The 15,839-nt window shown below is 63.6% G+C and carries 15 protein-coding genes; 13 read left to right on the top strand and 2 right to left on the bottom strand.

What is annotated here, in order from left to right; all coding sequences use genetic code 11:
- Positions 1-294: 294 nt before the first annotated feature.
- From CAP2UW1_RS16095 to CAP2UW1_RS16075, 6 genes are all read left to right on the top strand, one after another.
- On the top strand, positions 295-567 hold the full coding sequence (locus CAP2UW1_RS16095; RefSeq protein ID WP_015767685.1) for a ribbon-helix-helix domain-containing protein: 273 nt from the start codon (positions 295-297) through the stop codon (positions 565-567).
- A gap of 20 nt (positions 568-587) precedes the next feature.
- Entirely contained in the window at positions 588-1,001 is a 414-nt protein-coding gene (locus CAP2UW1_RS16090; protein ID WP_041568633.1) for a putative toxin-antitoxin system toxin component, PIN family, read from the top strand.
- 75 nt (positions 1,002-1,076) lie between these two features.
- Complete coding sequence (locus CAP2UW1_RS24630; protein ID WP_081444206.1) at positions 1,077-1,562, top strand: hypothetical protein; 486 nt, start codon at positions 1,077-1,079, stop codon at positions 1,560-1,562.
- A gap of 101 nt (positions 1,563-1,663) precedes the next feature.
- Positions 1,664-2,008: a UPF0175 family protein gene (locus tag CAP2UW1_RS16085; protein WP_015767683.1), complete on the top strand. Its 345-nt coding sequence runs from the start codon at positions 1,664-1,666 to the stop codon at positions 2,006-2,008.
- The gene (locus CAP2UW1_RS16080) at positions 1,990-2,484 is read left to right on the top strand and encodes a DUF3368 domain-containing protein (protein WP_015767682.1); all 495 of its coding nucleotides are present in this window, start codon (positions 1,990-1,992) and stop codon (positions 2,482-2,484) included. The genes CAP2UW1_RS16085 and CAP2UW1_RS16080 overlap by 19 nt, the downstream gene beginning before the upstream one ends.
- A 72-nt stretch (positions 2,485-2,556) precedes the next feature.
- Positions 2,557-3,252, top strand: coding sequence for a transposase (locus CAP2UW1_RS16075; RefSeq protein ID WP_015767681.1), 696 nt, complete (start codon positions 2,557-2,559; stop codon positions 3,250-3,252).
- Between the two features lie 139 nt (positions 3,253-3,391).
- Here CAP2UW1_RS16075 and gstA read toward each other — a convergent pair whose 3' ends face one another.
- Together gstA and CAP2UW1_RS16065 are read right to left on the bottom strand one after the other, a co-directional pair.
- A complete protein-coding gene (gene gstA / locus CAP2UW1_RS24625; RefSeq protein WP_015767680.1) occupies positions 3,392-5,641 on the bottom strand; it encodes a glutathione transferase GstA in 2,250 nt (749 codons plus the stop codon).
- Positions 5,642-5,853: 212 nt separating this feature from the next.
- Positions 5,854-6,810: a DUF808 domain-containing protein gene (locus tag CAP2UW1_RS16065; protein ID WP_015767679.1), complete on the bottom strand. Its 957-nt coding sequence runs from the start codon at positions 6,808-6,810 to the stop codon at positions 5,854-5,856.
- A gap of 274 nt (positions 6,811-7,084) precedes the next feature.
- Here CAP2UW1_RS16065 and CAP2UW1_RS16060 point away from each other — a divergent pair, with 274 nt between their 5' ends.
- From CAP2UW1_RS16060 to CAP2UW1_RS16035, 7 genes are read left to right on the top strand one after another with little or no spacing between them, the layout of a single operon-like run.
- On the top strand, positions 7,085-8,215 hold the full coding sequence (locus CAP2UW1_RS16060) for an alanine--glyoxylate aminotransferase family protein (protein WP_015767678.1): 1,131 nt from the start codon (positions 7,085-7,087) through the stop codon (positions 8,213-8,215).
- Positions 8,216-8,237: 22 nt separating this feature from the next.
- A complete protein-coding gene (locus tag CAP2UW1_RS16055; protein ID WP_015767677.1) occupies positions 8,238-9,086 on the top strand; it encodes a phosphate/phosphite/phosphonate ABC transporter substrate-binding protein in 849 nt (282 codons plus the stop codon).
- A gap of 34 nt (positions 9,087-9,120) precedes the next feature.
- On the top strand, positions 9,121-11,250 hold the full coding sequence (locus CAP2UW1_RS16050; protein ID WP_015767676.1) for an ATP-binding protein: 2,130 nt from the start codon (positions 9,121-9,123) through the stop codon (positions 11,248-11,250).
- On the top strand, positions 11,247-13,373 hold the full coding sequence (locus CAP2UW1_RS16045; protein WP_015767675.1) for an EAL domain-containing response regulator: 2,127 nt from the start codon (positions 11,247-11,249) through the stop codon (positions 13,371-13,373). Before CAP2UW1_RS16050 ends, CAP2UW1_RS16045 begins: the two co-directional genes overlap by 4 nt.
- Positions 13,370-13,570 carry a hypothetical protein gene (locus tag CAP2UW1_RS25660; RefSeq protein ID WP_015767674.1) on the top strand — a complete coding sequence of 67 codons (201 nt, stop codon included), beginning with the start codon at positions 13,370-13,372 and terminating at the stop codon, positions 13,568-13,570. Before CAP2UW1_RS16045 ends, CAP2UW1_RS25660 begins: the two co-directional genes overlap by 4 nt.
- Positions 13,567-15,024, top strand: a complete 1,458-nt coding sequence (locus CAP2UW1_RS16040; RefSeq protein WP_015767673.1) for a DUF3375 domain-containing protein — start codon at positions 13,567-13,569, stop codon at positions 15,022-15,024. Before CAP2UW1_RS25660 ends, CAP2UW1_RS16040 begins: the two co-directional genes overlap by 4 nt.
- A 31-nt stretch (positions 15,025-15,055) precedes the next feature.
- Positions 15,056-15,808 carry a Uma2 family endonuclease gene (locus tag CAP2UW1_RS16035; protein ID WP_291912854.1) on the top strand — a complete coding sequence of 251 codons (753 nt, stop codon included), beginning with the start codon at positions 15,056-15,058 and terminating at the stop codon, positions 15,806-15,808.
- Positions 15,809-15,839: the final 31 nt, after the last annotated feature.

The following is a 15,839-nucleotide window of genomic DNA, read 5'->3' as shown; positions in this document are numbered from 1 at the left end:
GCAGGCGATGTTATACGACCGCGACCGATTGATTGGCGCAAGGGAACGAAGGCATCCGGGGCGACGCGCTGGTGACCGCGCCGCCGCCTCCTTGGTCGCCGGGCTGCCATAATTTGGCACGACTCATTCTCCTGAGAAACCCCCCGGCTCTGCCGGCGGATCGTTACTCCGTGTCCCCTTGATCCTCAGGGTGCGTAAGCACTATTGCGCGCATGTTGTGAAAATGGTAGGTTCTTAGGCGCCTAGGTTCTTACGTTCTTACGTGTATAGATGCTTACGCGGCGAGGTGAAAGCATGTCCAATGAAGAGACTACCCGGCTGACCGTCACGTTCTCACGGGAGACTGACCTGGCCTTGCGCGCCTTCCTCGGTGCTCAGGGGATGCGTAAAGGTGATCTGTCGAAGTTCATCGAAGACGCAGTCCGCTGGCGGATGTTCGACCAGGCGGTTCAGGGTGTGAAAGCCCGCAACGCCGATGTCGACGTCGGCGACCTGCAGGCAGCGATCGACGAGGCCTGTGCGGCCGTGCGCAGCGAGATGTGGCCGGCCGCGCCAAAGGCATCGTAGTCGAAGGCGTCGTAGTCGGAATGCGCTTCATCCTCGACACCAACATTCTGGTTGCGGCGCTGATCGCGCGAGGAACGCCCCCGGATCAGCTTTATGAGGCGTGGCGCGACGGGCGCTTCACCCTGATCACATCTGAATTGCAAATCGAAGAAATCCGCCGCGTCACTCGGCGTGAAGGCATCCGCTTCCGCATTCACCCGGCCGAGGCCGGACGACTGGTCAACGACCTCCGGCGACTGGCAACCGTCGTGGGCAACCTGCCGACGGTGGACGCCTCTCCTGACCCCTACGACAACTTTCTGTTGGCAATGGCACAAGCCGCACAGGCCGACATCCTCGTCACAGGCGACAAGCGCGACCTGCTCGCCCTTTCCCGCCATCAGGGAACACGCATCCTAACAGCGCGAAACGCCCTTGACCTGCTGCGAGGCTGAAGAGATTAAAGGGACAGTGAAGAGATTAAAGGGACAGTATACTTAACTTGTCCCGATTCAGTCAGGAGGAACGAAGTGGCGAGGCTTGCACGCGTGGTTGCATCGGGCTATCCGCATCATGTTACCCAACGAGGTAATCGTCGCCAGCCGATCCACTGCATCCATTGGCCGCCGGCTCGTTACATCGAGAACAATCCGGTTCGTGCAGGGCTGTGCGCGCATTCCGAGGATTGGCCGTGGTCCAGCGCCCGCGCGCACTTGAACGGCGAGGACGACGCGCTGGTGCGGGTTTCGCCAATGCTCGCGTTGGTTTCAAACTGGCGTGAGTACCTGGGCGAAACGGCCGAAGAATCCTTTGCCGCCCAAGTCCGTGCGCACACGCGGACCGGGCGTCCCTTGGGGGACGATGCGTTCATCGAGGAACTCGAAGCTCGCCTCGACCGCAGTCTGCGACCGAGGAAACGCGGACCAAAGCCAAGGCTCGAAGTCTCGGAGGATGTTGATTCGCTTTCAGTAATATCGTCTGCGGCCAGTTCGATAAAAGATATACTGTCCCCTTAATCGTCCCCTTAATCGCTGTGTCCCCTTAATCGCTGCACAGCCGCGTCGGTGGTCGCCGGGCTGCTATAATTTGGCACAAATGATTCCTATAGGAGATGGGAATGAAAGTGGTGAATGTGAGTAGCTTGAAGAACAACCCCACCGAAGCACTGCGCACGGCGCATGAGGATATGGTGCTTGTCATGAATCGTGATCGGCCGGATGCCCTGATAGTGGGCCTGAACAAGGATGGCGCGCTGGCGGCGCCGGGCGTCAAGGCGGCTTTGGCGACAGTGTTGTTCCGTGAAGGGCATCTTTCGCTGGCTCGCTCGGCGCGCTTGGCCGGGATGACGATGTCGAACTTCGCCGCGCATGTTTCACGGCTCGGCATCGCGGTTATCCAACTGGATTCCCAAGAGGCTGCCAACGATATGGATACCCTGGATCAATGGCTCGCCTCGTCCTGACTGACGCGAGTCCGCTGATCGGTTTGTCGCTGGTGGATGGTTTGCCCTGGCTGGCCGCATTGTTTGGTGAAGTATGGATGCCCGAGGAAGTCAGGAGTGAGGTTCTTTCAGGCAGTGGCTTCCCTGGCGAGCAAGCGATCCGGGGCGCGATGGGGAGGGGCTGGCTGCGCCTGTGGTCGCAACCGGTTGGCGAGCTGCCGTTGCCGGACCTGGACGAGGGAGAGGCGGCCTGTATCCGTATTGCCATGGGTCATGGCGGCGAGTCGCTGGTGCTGATGGATGAGCGGGCCGGGCGAGCAACAGCGCTGGAAATGGGCCTCCAGGTAGCCGGCACGGCTGCGGTCATCGGCATGGCCAAGACACGGGGACTCGTTGCTTCCGCCCGAGACGTGTTCGCCTCCCTGCACCAGTCCGATTTCCGCATTTCCGCCGAAGTGATCCGGACGGTGCTGACCCGAGTGGGTGAGTGGAACTAACGAATTTAAAGGGACAGCGAATTTAAAGGGACAGTATACTTAACTTGTCCCGATTCAGTCAGGAGGAACGAAGTGGCGAGGCTTGCACGCGTGGTTGCAGCGGGTTATCCGCATCATGTTACCCAACGAGGTAATCGTCGCCAGCCGACGTTTTTCTGTGACGATGATTACCGGGAGTACCTGCGCCTGATGGCGGCTTCCTGCGCTGCTTCGGGGACTGCAGTCTGGACGTACTGCCTGATGCCGAACCATGTTCATTTGATCATGGTGCCGCAACAGGGCGACGGGCTGCGAAGTGCCATCGCTGAAGCTCACCGGCGCTTCACGCGTCGGATCAACTTCCGCGAAGGGTGGAGGGGACATCTCTGGCAGGAGCGCTTTCACTCTTTCCTGCTCGATCCGCTGCATCTATTGGCCGCCGCCCGTTACATCGAGAACAATCCGGTTCGTGCAGGGCTGTGCGCGCATCCCGAGGATTGGCCATGGTCCAGCGCCCGCGCGCACTTGAACGGCGAGGACGACGCGCTGGTGCGGGTTGCGCCAATGCTCGCGTTGGTTTCGAACTGGCGTGAGTACCTGGGCGAAACGGCCGAAGAATCGTTTGCCGCCCAAGTCCATGCCCACACGCGGACCGGGCGCCCCTTGGGGGACGATGCGTTCATCGAGGAACTCGAGGCTCGCCTCGAACGTAGTCTGCGGCTGAGGAAACGCGGACCAAAGCCAAGGCTGGAAGTCTCGGAGGATGTTGATTCGCCTTCAGAAATATAGCCTGGGGTCAGTTCGATAAAAAATATACTGTCCCCTTAATGGCTCGATAAAAAGCATACTGTCCCCTTAATGAGCTTAATCAGTCTCAAGTCCTGGGACCACTCTGCCTTCGGGTGATCCCAGACCGGCCGCGACCTCGTCAGCTTTCCGCCGCCAGGGCGTCGCGCACGCTTTGGCGCTGTCCGACACGTTCCAGGAAAGCGAGCAGCGGCGGCCACTGGCCAAGGTCGATGGCGACCGCGTTGCCCCAGCCGAGGACGGTAAAGAGGTAGCCGTCGGCGACGGTGAAGCGGTCGCCCAGCAAGTAGTTCCTGCCTTCCAGACGACCGGCGACGTAGCCCAGGTGGCCGGCAAGGTTTTCCTTGATACTCCGCTTGTAATCCTCCGGCGTGTCGGGCCTGAACAGCGGGACGAAGGCCTTGTGCAACTCGGAGCTTATGAAGGCGAGCCACTCCTGCAACTGGTAGCGTTCGAGCGTGTAGGGTCGCGGTGCCAGACCGCATTCCGGGATGCGGTCGGCGATGTATTGCACGATGGCCGGGACTTCGGTCAGATACCGGCCATCCTCGAGTTCCAGCACCGGTACGTAGCCCTTGGGGTTGATGGCGAGAAAGTCGCTGCCGTCGGTTAGCGTACGCTGGCGGATATCGACCCGCACGAGGTCGAAATCGAGTCCGGCTTCGCGGAGTGCGATGTGCGGCGCCAGCGAACATGTTCCGGGAGTGAAGTAGAGCTTGACGTCCAGGCTGCCGGGAACCGGTTGATGAGTTGGCGAGGTCTTCTGGTCGACATCCGTCGACCAGGGGAGGCGGGTGACTTCGACGGAAAGGAAGCCGCGGTTGTTGCTGTAGGAAAACGGCGAGTCGTTGGCGAAGAAGTACAGGAAACCTGGTTCGATAATCTCGATCTCGCAGCCACTCGGAGTCGCCAGCAGGCAGCTCTCGTCGTCGATGCGCGCAACGCCGCTGATCGTGCTTTCGATGAGCCCGGTAAGGACATTCTCGGAGTCGGGGTTGTTCGCCTCGAGGTCGGGCCGGGGATGGATGGCGGCGACCAGCGAGAACCACGGGCGTTCCTCCATGCGGCGGCTACCTTCGGCGAGGTGAAGGAGCCAGGCCTTGGATTCATAGCCGTCGGCACCCGCGTGGATCTCCTTGTCGATCCAGGCGCCGCTCGCCTCGATGCGGTAGCGTTCGCCGACATCCACCTCGACGCCGGAGGCATTCCACCATTTGTGGGCATAGGCCGGGAAGCACGTCGAGCCGTCCACCGGCAGCTTGCGGAAGGGCAGGGCTTCCCGCTCCGGCTGCAGTGTCTCGTCCGGGCGCGGCGCCTCGTCCAGGTAGAAGTCGGTGCAGACCGGAATGTCTTCGAGCGCCTTCGGCCGATAGTCGGCGCGCTCGCGCAGGCGCTGCACTACGCTGGGATGGAGTTCGGCAGCGTCGGGGATCTTGCGTGCTTTGCTCGGGCGCGTCCGCCAGACTGGCCCTCGGGTTTCGTCGTGTCGGTCCTCCAGGCTGTCGGGCGCCAGCGCCTCGCTGAGTTGGTCGGGCGCGAGCTGCAGGCCGGCATCCAGGTCGTTGATTTCCTGCATCATCCATTCGAGGGCGATGTCCGAGAGACCGTGGTTTTCGTAGCCGCCCCCGACATCGGCATGCGCACCGGCGAACCACACCTGCTTGACCCCTTCGCGCTCGGCCCACGGCGTCGGCGTGAAGTCGGCGCGGTGCTCGTCGATGGCCAGGGCCTGGCGGCCGTGCTCGACGCGCGGACTGAGTTCGCGGTCGGCAAATCGCAGGAAGCGGAGTTCGTCCCGGTCGGCCAGACGCAGGCCGTTGAACAGCGGCACGCCGAGTTCGCCGACCGTCTCCCAGACGCCGATCATGCGAATCGGCGTTTCGTCGTGGTGCTTCCAGAAGCGGCCGCCGCGTTTCATGCCGCGCCCTTCCTTGTAGTCCAGCCAGATCTTCTCGGCCTTGTCGGCGGCGTCGTCGTCGTCGGCATGAACCGCCGGGATGAGGCCCGAGCGGGCAATGAATGCCCCGAGGCTGCGCGCCGCCCAGGCGCCGCGCGAGAAACCGAAAAGCCAGATCTTGTCGCCGCTCTGATACACCTGCGAAACCAGCAGATAGGCATCGATCATGCAATCGTGCAGGCCGATTCCCTGCGTGCCGCCGAGCAGTCCGCGCGCGCGTCCGCCCCTGCCGATGCTCTCGAAACAATAAGCGATGACCTGGTCGCTGTTCTTGACGAGATGCGAACGGATGGGTCCGGTTTCCTCGATCTGCCGCTCCTCGCCGGGAAGCATCTGGAACAAGCGGTAGACATTGGTGTGCTCGACGGGGTCGTTCCAGGTGCCATCCATGCAAACCACTATCTGCTTGGTCATCGTTCTTCCTCGTTGTCAATGTGCTGTCAGCCGATGCGCGTGCGAATACCGACGGTGGCGCGCAGCGGGCTCGGATCTGCAAGGATACTACGCTCTGCGCCTGTATTGGGTCAGCGCAGGCCGCTGTGGAGATGTCCGATTCCCACGCCGGCGGTGGGCGTCGCTTCGTGCGGCAGACGCGCAATCGATCGCTGCCACACCGCGCTGCGGCGCTATGCCTTGCGTTCGCCGCCAAACGCAGCGCGGACGGCGGCAAATGCCTTGACGCCGATGAGCGTCAAGCTGCCGCCGACAATGCCCACCAGCGCGTCGAGAAGGAGCGACGTCGATGGCGCGAGGAGGCCGCCGACTGCAGGCACGCCGCCGGCCAGCTCGGCAGCATGCGCGATCCCGTGATGCACGGCCGGGATGCCGTGCGCGAGGATGCCGCCGCCGACCAGGAACATCGCGGCGGTACCGATGACGGTCAGGGCCTTCATCAGGCGCGGAGCCGCCAGCAACAGGCCTCTACCGATGCTGCGTGCGACGCTCCCGCTCCTGCTGAGCAGGTGGAGGCCCAGGTCATCCATCTTGACGATGCCGGCGACGATGCCGTAGACACCGACGGTCATGATCAGCCCGATACCGGACAGCACGGCCACCTGCGTGGCGAAGGGGGCGTCGGCGACGGTGCCCAGGGCGATGACGACGATCTCGGCCGAGAGGACGAAGTCGGTGCGGATCGCTCCCTTGATCTTTTCGGCCTCCAGTGTCGGCAGGTCGATAGTCGCGTCGGCCGGTTCCACGGCTTCCACGGCGTCCGCGGCGGCGTGCGGCGCGTCATCGGCGGCGGCGTGGAGCCATTTGTGGGCCAGCTTCTCGACGCCTTCGAGGCACAGGTAAAGGCCGCCGAGCATGAGCAGCGGCGTCACCGCCGCAGGCAGGAAACGGCTGATCGCGAGGGCCGCCGGCACGAGGATCAGCTTGTTCTTCAGCGAACCGACGGCGACCGCCCAGACCACCGGCAATTCGCGCTCGGCACGCACGCCGGACACCTGCTGGGCGTTGAGCGCGAGATCGTCACCGAGGACGCCGGCGGTCTTCTTGGCGGCGACCTTGGTCATCAGGGCGACATCGTCGAGGATCGTGGCGATATCATCGATCAGGGCAAGCAGGCTGGCTCCGGCCATCGCGGTTTCCCGTCCTTTGCGTGGTGACTGCCGAGTCGACGACAGCCAAGGTTGAATGGGCCGAATTCTAGAGGATAAGTGGCTGCGCGTTGCGCCTGTGGTAGCCGCCGGTCGCGCCTGATCGCTGCCGGGCGGCCGCCAGGGAAGTGGTGGGAGCGGCATCGCCGCGCTGCAACTGCCGTACGACTGGCGCGCCGCCGTGACTTGGCGTTATCCTCCGGCTCTCGCGCGCGTGACGCGCCGATCGCCCGCCATCAACCCACAGGAGACAACCGTGCCCGCCCTGCTACCCCAACCCGATCCGGATGGACTCCTCGAATACTCGGTCGTGTATACCGACCGCGCCCTGAACCACATGTCGAAGCGCTTCCAGGGCGTCATGAAGGACATCGCGCGCATCCTCAGGACGGTTTACAACGGCAGCACGGCGATCGTCGTGCCCGGCAGCGGCACCTTCGGCATGGAGGCGGTGGCGCGGCAGTTTGCCACCGACCGCAAGTGCCTGGTGATCCGCAACGGCTGGTTCAGCTTTCGCTGGACGCAGATTTTCGAGATGGGAGGAATTCCCGCGGCGAGCATCGTCATGAAGGCGCGGCAGCTTGCCGAGGGAGCGCAGGCGCCGTTCGCGCCGCCGCCGATCGACGACGTCGTGGCCTGCATTCGCGAGGAAAGGCCGGCGGTCGTCTTTGCGCCGCACGTCGAGACTGCCTCGGGGATGATTCTGCCCAACGACTACCTGCGCGCCGTGGGTGAGGCGGTACGGGCGGTGGACGGCCTGTTCGTGCTCGATTGCGTGGCTTCTGGTGCGGTGTGGGTCGACATGGTCGCCAACCAGGTCGACGTCCTGATCAGCGCCCCGCAGAAATGCTGGGCGGGCTCGCCCTGTTGCGCGCTGGTGGTGCTCGGCGAGCGAGCGCGCGCCCGGATCGACACGACGACCAGTAGCAGCTTCGCTTGCGACCTCAAGAAATGGATGCAGATCATGGAAGCCTTCGAAAGCGGCGGCCATGCCTACCACGCGACGATGCCGACCGACGCGCTGGCTGCCCTGCGTGACGTGATGCTGGAAACCGAGAGCTACGGCTTCGAGCGCGTCAGCCAGGAGCAGCAGGAACTTGGCCGGCGAGTGCGCGAGATGCTCACCGGCAAGGGCTTCCGGAGCGTCGCCGCCGAAGGCTTCCAGGCGCCGGGCGTCGTCGTCAGCTACACCGACGATCCGGAGATCCAGTCGGGTCGGAAGTTCGTCGCCATCGGTGTCCAGACTGCCGCGGGTGTGCCGCTGCAGTGCGACGAGCCGGCCGACTTCCGCAGTTTCCGGATCGGCCTGTTCGGACTCGAGAAGCTACACAATCCCGAGCGCAGCGTGCGCAGTCTGGCCGACGCGGTGGATGCGGTGTTGCGCTGATCGTCGTGGCCGGGGAGCGGTCATGATTCGCTGCGGCTTGCGCATGGTGCGCCTCCTGGGCGCTGCGCTGCTCGTTGCCGGCCTTGGCCTGTTGGCACCGGCGCGCGCCGGCGCCGCCTACAGCTTCGGCGTGGTACCGCAGTTCGAGGCCCGCGAACTTGCCGCGATCTGGATACCCATCCTGGCTGAGCTCTCGAAGCGTACGGGTCTGGCACTGACCATGAAAGGCTCGCCACGCATTCCCGAGTTCGAGATCGCTTTCGAGGCCGGCGAGTTTGATTTTGCCTACATGAACCCGTATCACGCCATGATCGCCGCCCGCAAGCAGGGCTACCTCCCGCTCGTTCGCGACGCCCAGCCGCTCTATGGTGTGCTCGCCGTACGCAAGGACAGTCCCTACCAGGCGGTCAAGGATCTTGCCGGCAAGAAGATCTCCTTTCCAGCGCCAAACGCCTTCGGCGCCTCGTTGCTGATGCGCGCCGATCTCGAGACGCTGTTTCATATCAAGGTGATACCCCTGTACGCGCAGACTCACACGTCCAGCTACCTCAACACTGTCCTTGGCATCAGCGAGGCCTCGGGCGGCGTCAAGGGGAGCTTCGACCGGCAGAAGCCGGACCTTCGCGAGAGTCTCCGCATCATCTACGAGACGCGCAAGGTACCCTCGCATCCGATCCTGGCGCACCCGCGCGTACCGGAAGCGCATCGGGATTTGGTGAAACAGGCTCTGCTGGACATGGCGGCCACCCCCGAGGGTGCCGCATTGCTCAACAAGATTCCCATGAGCCAGCCGACATCGGCCAGCACGGACGAGTACGCGCTGATGAGCAAGCTGAAGCTCGATAAGTTCTACGTGAAGTCGGGTGATTGAGCCGATCATCACGCCGCCGCCGGGAGCGACACAGATGCGCCGCACTTTCACGCTCCGCAAGAAGATTTTCGGCCTTCTGCTGAGCATCGCGCTGGCGATACTGGGTGCCTTCGTGCTCCTGATCCAGCCCATGCTGCTGGACTCGGTCGACCGGATCGTGGAACGTGAATCGCGGCACCAGATGGAGATCGTTGCCGACAGCCTGCTGCCGCTGCTCCTGCAGAACCAGTTCGCCGGAATCCACGAGAACCTCGACCAATTGCGCACGCGCCAACGGAACTGGCGACGCATCGAACTCGTCGGCGAGGGCGGTCGGCGTCTTTATCCGCTTGGCCGCTTGGCGACATCGACCTTGCCGGATACCGAGCGGTTCGTGCAGGAGGTGCGCTTTCGCGACACCACCCTGGCAACACTCACGGTCGACATCGACTTCAGCGAAGACCGCGCCAAGGCCCGCCAGCTGGCGCTCGCTGCTTTCCTCATCATCGCCGCGATCGTCACTGTCGCCATGGTGCTGGTGGCGTTGTTCCTCGAATTCACCGTTGGTCGGCGTGCGCGCGAACTCGGCCGAGCGGCGGACCGTCTCGCCAATCGCGACTATGCGGCGATCCTGCCTGCCGCCGGCACGGACGAGATCGGCGATTTGGTGCGCAGTTTCGGCGAAATGCGCGATGCCGTGCGCAGCTACGACATCTCGCTGAACGACGCCCGCGAGGCGGCCGAGGCCGCCAACCATGCCAAGTCGGACTTCTTGTCGATGATGGGCCATGAGCTGCGCACGCCGCTGAACGGCATGCTCGGCATGGCGCAGTTGCTGCTGATGCCGAACCTGACAGAACGCGAGCGGCAGGACTACGCAAGGATCATCCTGACGTCGGGCCAGTCCCTGTTGACCCTGCTCAATGACATCCTCGACCTGTCAAAGATCGAGTCGGGAAAGCTGCGGATCGAAAGCGCTGAGTTCGATCCCGACGATCTCATCCGCGAAACGCTAGCCTTGTTTTCCGCTTCCGCCACGAACAAGCAACTCGTGCTCGCAGGCCAATGGCGTGCGTCGTGCGGGCAACACTATCGCTCTGACCCCCAGCGGCTGCGTCAGATGCTCTCCAAGCTGATCGGCAATGCCATCAAATTCACCGCACACGGCAAGATCGTCGTCGAGGGAGTCGAAGTGGCACGCGACGCCGACTCGGCCGTGCTCGAGTTCTCGGTGAGCGATACGGGGATTGGCATTCCTGCCGAAAAACTCGATTTGCTGTTCCGGCCATTTTCGCAGGCCGACAGTTCGAGCACACGCAAATATGGCGGCTCCGGGCTCGGACTCTCGATAGTACGCAGCCTGACCGAACGGATGGGTGGCGACGCCGGAGTCGACAGCGTTGCGGGTAGCGGGTCACGCTTCTGGTTTCGCATCCGCGCGGGAATCGGTTCCGCTGGCGACAACGCCGATGGCGTGGCCACCCCGGCGCCGGGCGAAGTACGGGCGGTACCGGTCCGGGCGGGTTCGCAGGCACGCGTGCTGGTCGTCGAGGACAACATGATCAACCAGCGGGTTGTCGAAGCGCTGCTGCGTAAGCTCGGTTTGAGCGCTGCCCTGGTGCAAGACGGCCAGCAGGCGGTGGACGCGATAACGCGTGGCCACGCCGCCGACATCGTCCTCATGGACGTCAACATGCCGGTCATGGACGGCTGCACGGCCACCGAGCGGATACGGCGCTGGGAAGTCGACAACAGCCTGCCGCGTCGGCCGATCATTGCCTTGACCGCCAATGCGTTCGCGGAAGATCGCGAACGTTGCCTGCGCGCCGGCATGGACGATTACCTGGCCAAGCCGGTTACCTTCGCCACCCTGCAAGCGGTACTCGGCAAGTGGCTGCGCACCGCCCCCGAATTGCCACCGGCGACTTCCTCAGCGGTTCACGCCCGCCAACAGGTCGATAGGGAGCAGTTTGTTGGACTGGTCGATACGATTGCTCCCTTGCTCGTGCAGAACCGTTTCGATGCCATCGATCGCTTCAAGGACCTGCAATCCCTGGCCGCCGGTAGCGACCTGGAGGCGGAGATCGACGAGATCGACGGAATCCTGAATGCCTTCGATTTCGACCTGGCCCTCGAACGCCTGCGCCGGATGGTAGCCATCCAGCTTGCGAAAGACCCGAAATGACCCAGCAAAGACTCAAGCTCCTGGCCATCGACGATACGCCGACGAACCTGATGATGTTGGGGCGAGCCCTGGCACCGGACTTCGATCTGCAGATCGCCACTTCCGGCGCGAAAGGGCTGGAACTGGCGATCGAGGCACCCCCGGACCTGATCCTGCTCGACGTGATGATGCCGGAGATCGATGGCTTCGAGACCTGTCGCCGGCTGAAGGCCGATCCGCGTTCGCAGGCCATCCCGGTGTTCTTCCTGACCGCTTTGAGCGACGGCGAATCCGAGGCCAGGGGTCTGGCTCTCGGGGCCGCCGACTACATTACCAAGCCGATCAACGTCGCCATCGCCCGGCAGCGAATCAGCAACTTCCTCGAGCGCGAAGGCTTGCGCAAGGAGGTCGAGGCCCAGCGCGATCGATTGGCGACGCTGGTCGCCGAACTCGAGCGGGCTGAAGGCGAGTTGAGCATCGCCGCCGTTGCCTTCGCCAGCCAGAACGGGATGGTGATCACCGATCCGAAGGGGGTCATCCTTCGGGTCAACCAGTCGTTCACCCGCCTGACCGGCTACTCCGCCGCGGAAGCCATCGGGCGGACGCCGGCAGTGCTCAAGTCGGGGCGTCATGACGATCCGTTCTATCAGCGGATGTGGAACTCGCTGGTCGAGAAAGGCTACTGGCAGGGCGAGATCTGGAACAAGCGCAAGAGCGGCCAGATCTACGCCGAGTTGCTGACGATCACGGCGATTGTCGCGTCAGGTGGGATCACCACGCATTACGTCGCGAGCTTCAGCGACATCACCGAAGACAAGCAGGCCGAGGCCGAGATTCACCGCCTGGCGTATTACGACGCCTTGACGCGCCTGCCGAATCGCCGCCTGCTGCAGGACCGCCTGGGCCAGGCGCTGGCCGCCGCGGCACGCCACGGGCTCTACGGCGCGCTCTTCTTCATTGGCCTGGACAATTTCAAGACACTCAACGATACGCGCGGCCATGATGTGGGCGACCTGCTGCTGGTCGAAGTGGCACAGTGCTTGCGCGCCCAGGTGCGCGAGGGCGACACGGTGGCGCGCCTGGGGGGTGACGAGTTCGTGCTCCTCCTCGACGGTGTGAGTGGCAATGCCGACGAGGCGGCAGCCGTGGCCAAGGAAGTCGGCGACAAGCTGCGCGAGGCCACCAGCCGTCCCTTCAGCCTCGACGGCCAGGAATACCGTTGCAAGCTGAGCATCGGTGTCAGCCTGTTCGCGGCGCTGGATACGGTCGAGGAGCTGTTCAAGCGTGCCGATCTCGCGCTCTACCAGGCGAAGAACGCGGGCCGCGACCGCCTGCGCTTCTTCGACCCGGCGATGCAGGCGGCAATGGACCTGCGCGGCGCGCTCGAGAGCGATCTGCATCAGGCGCTCGCACTCGATCAGTTGCGCCTGCACTACCAACCGCAGATCGATACCGCCGGTCGCGTCATCGGCGTCGAAGCGTTGCTGCGCTGGTGGCATCCGCAACGCGGGCTGGTCTCGCCGAATGAGTTCGTCCCGCTTGCGGAAAGCACCGGGCTGATTCTGCCGATCGGCCGCTGGATACTCGAAACCTCCTGCGTGCTGATCAAGAACTGGGAGAGCGATGCATGCACTCGCTCGTTGCAAGTCGCGGTGAACGTGAGTGCCCGACAATTCCGACAGGCCGACTTCGTCGAGCAAGTGAAGCGGTCGCTCAAGGCCAGCGGCGCCAACCCGGCGCGCCTGAAACTCGAGCTGACCGAAAGCGTGCTTCTCAAGAACGTCGAAGACACCATCGCCAAGATGCTCGCGATCAAACGCCTGGGCGTCGCCTTTTCCCTGGACGATTTCGGTACCGGCTATTCGTCCTTGTCCTACTTGGCGCAGTTGCCGCTTGATCAGCTCAAGATCGACCAGTCCTTCGTGCGCAAGCTCCCCGGCGCCCGAAAGGAAGAGACGATTGCGCGAACCATCATCACCATGGGCCGGGAACTCGACATGAACGTCATTGCCGAGGGTGTCGAGAGCGAGGCACAGCGGCAGTTCCTCGAAGCGCATGGTTGCCACGCCTTTCAGGGCTATCTGTTCAGCCGGCCGTTGCCGGTGGAGCACCTGACCGTGTTCCTGCAGGAGGCCGACAGGTGACCACCTTCACCTCCAGGACCTGCCCGTCGCAGTTCATGGGTCGTCCCGGCTGTCGAGTAGCAGAGCCTCGCTCGCTGATGGCCGCTGCCGGCGATCGCTTGAGCGGCGGCCTGTGCGCCGAGCTTCCCGGGGGCCGCTGTCGCTTGGCGATGGTCCGGGACCAGCGCTGGGAGCGGATCGAAGCGTCGCTGGCATGACCCTCGACTACGCCACCCTCGAACTGCTCCGCCAGAGCCATCCGGCGTGGCGCCTGTTGCGCTCGGAGCACGCGCCGCTGGTGGCGAGCTTCCTGCAACGGGTGTTCATCGTTCCGAATGTCCGGGTGATCACGCAGGCCGATCTGGCCGAGGCGCTCGAGGACGAACTGTTCGTCCTGCGCGACCGGCTTGGTGCCCAAGCGTTTCCAAAATCGGCGCTCGATTACCTCAACGACTGGGCGGCCAACGACAAGGGCTGGCTGCGCAAGTTCTACGCGCAAGCTTCGGACGAGCCGCATTTCGACCTGATGCCGGCGACCGAGAAGGCGATCGCCTGGCTGGGGACGCTCGCGGAACGCAGCTTCGTCGGTACCGAGTCGCGCCTGTTGACGCTTTTCGAACTCCTCAAGCAGATGAGCGAGGGCAGCGAAACCGACCCCGAGGCGCGCATCGCCGAGCTGCACCGGCGGCGCGACGAGATCGATGCCGAGATCGCGCGCGTGTTGTCGGGTGACCTGCCGCTGCTCGACGACTCGGCGCTGCGCGATCGCTTTCAGCAGTTCGTCGCCATGGCGCGCGAACTGCTCGCCGACTTCCGCGAGGTCGAGCACAATTTCCGCCGGCTCGACCGGCGCGTGCGCGAGCGCATCGCCCTTTGGGAAGGTGCCAAGGGCGCCCTGCTCGAAGAAATCATGGGCGAACGCGATGCGATTTCCGACTCCGACCAGGGCAAGAGCTTCCGCGCCTTCTGGGACTTCCTGATGTCGAGCCGCCGGCAGGACGAGCTGACAGCGCTGCTCGAGCGGGTGCTGACGCTGCCGGCAGTGGCCGAACTACGACCCGATGCGCGCACCCGGCGCGTGCATTACGACTGGCTCGAAGCCGGCGAGCACACCCAGCGCACGGTCGCGCAACTCTCGCAGCAGTTGCGGCGTTTTCTCGACGATCAGGCGTGGCTCGAAAATCGGCGCATCATGGACATCCTGCACGGTATCGAGGCGAAGGCACTGGCCTTGCGCGAGACGCCGCCGGCGGGTGAGGTGATGAGCATTGCCGATACCGCCGCCGCTATCGAACTGCCGATGGAGCGGCCGTTGTATTCGCCGCCGATCAAGCCGTCGATCGCCGACCTCGAGCTCGAGTCGGCCGACGACGACGAGGTCGACGCCGCCGTCCTGTTCTCGCAGGTAGTCGTCGATCGCGCGCAACTCGTCCGCCACATACGGCAGGCCTTGCAGGAGCGCTCGCAGGTGTCCCTGCGCGAGCTTTGCGAGACGCGGCCGCTCGAACACGGCCTGGCCGAGCTGGTCGCCTACCTGCATCTGGCCGGCGATTCCTTCAAGTCGGTGGTCGATGAAGGCGTGAACGAGTTGATCGTCTGGAGTGGGACGACAGCGGATGGTCAGCCCTATGCCAGGCAGGCGCGGCTGCCGCGCGTGATCTTCGTGCGCTGAATGAGGCAAAGCTCACCCCGGTCAACAATGCTTGAGCGAACTGGGCGTTGACTTGAAGAACGCGGTCCTGCTGGCGAATTTTCAACAACATGACAACTGGGCAGGCACGACCCGAGCGCATGGCTTGTGTCGAGTGGTGTGTTGTGCTAAAGAACAGGCAAGCCTGCCCCTGGTGGCAGACCGGGTTTGCAGTCAGCCCGAGTGCACGCAGCGGAGAAAGGCCATGGCGCTACCTGTTGGAGTTCCAATCCTCAGTCCCGAGGAATACCTGCGCTGGGAAACGATTCAGCCGGAAAAGCACGAATATGTCGGTGGAGAGGTATTCGCCATGGGCGGTGCTTCAAGACGGCATGTGACGATTTTCGGCAACCTGTTCTCAGCACTCGACGAAGCCCTGTTCGGCACGCCCTACCGCGTCTACATGGCTGACATGAAAATCGAGATCGCCACCACGAGCAGTTTTTTCTACCCTGATGTCTTCGTGAGCTGCCAACCGGACGACCATCGCGCTGAACTGGCCATGCGCCATCCGGTGCTGGTCGCCGAAGTCCTTTCCCCATCTACCGCCGCCTACGATCGCGGCGACAAGTTCATCGCCTACCGTCGCCTGGCGCCCCTGAAGGAATACCTGCTGATCGACCCCGACCAGCAGCAGCTTGAGCTATTTCGCAAAGGTTCAGACGGTCTATGGGAATTGCACGACTTCGTCCCTGGCCAAACGCTGGAACTGGTCAGCGTGGAGGCGACGATTTCATGGGAGCGTTTGTTTCGTAATGTCGATTGAGGGCGTCGGAGTCGACACATCGCCAGGACCG

The sequence above is a fragment of the Candidatus Accumulibacter phosphatis genome (assembly GCF_000024165.1).
Lineage (GTDB): Bacteria > Pseudomonadota > Gammaproteobacteria > Burkholderiales > Rhodocyclaceae > Accumulibacter > Accumulibacter phosphatis.
This window is presented reverse-complemented; position numbering and strand designations above follow the sequence as displayed.

Excerpts from the sequence above, each read along its gene's own strand:
- CAP2UW1_RS16095 (WP_015767685.1), top strand. The coding sequence starts at position 295 with ATGTCCAATGAAGAGACTACCCGGCTGACCGTCACGTTCTCACGGGAG.
- CAP2UW1_RS16090 (WP_041568633.1), top strand. The coding sequence starts at position 588 with ATGCGCTTCATCCTCGACACCAACATTCTGGTTGCGGCGCTGATCGCG.
- CAP2UW1_RS16085 (WP_015767683.1), top strand. The coding sequence starts at position 1,664 with ATGAAAGTGGTGAATGTGAGTAGCTTGAAGAACAACCCCACCGAAGCA.
- CAP2UW1_RS16080 (WP_015767682.1), top strand. The coding sequence starts at position 1,990 with ATGGCTCGCCTCGTCCTGACTGACGCGAGTCCGCTGATCGGTTTGTCG.
- gstA (WP_015767680.1), bottom strand. The coding sequence starts at position 5,641 with ATGACCAAGCAGATAGTGGTTTGCATGGATGGCACCTGGAACGACCCC.
- CAP2UW1_RS16065 (WP_015767679.1), bottom strand. The coding sequence starts at position 6,810 with ATGGCCGGAGCCAGCCTGCTTGCCCTGATCGATGATATCGCCACGATC.
- CAP2UW1_RS16055 (WP_015767677.1), top strand. The coding sequence starts at position 8,238 with ATGATTCGCTGCGGCTTGCGCATGGTGCGCCTCCTGGGCGCTGCGCTG.
- CAP2UW1_RS16050 (WP_015767676.1), top strand. The coding sequence starts at position 9,121 with ATGCGCCGCACTTTCACGCTCCGCAAGAAGATTTTCGGCCTTCTGCTG.
- CAP2UW1_RS16045 (WP_015767675.1), top strand. The coding sequence starts at position 11,247 with ATGACCCAGCAAAGACTCAAGCTCCTGGCCATCGACGATACGCCGACG.
- CAP2UW1_RS16040 (WP_015767673.1), top strand. The coding sequence starts at position 13,567 with ATGACCCTCGACTACGCCACCCTCGAACTGCTCCGCCAGAGCCATCCG.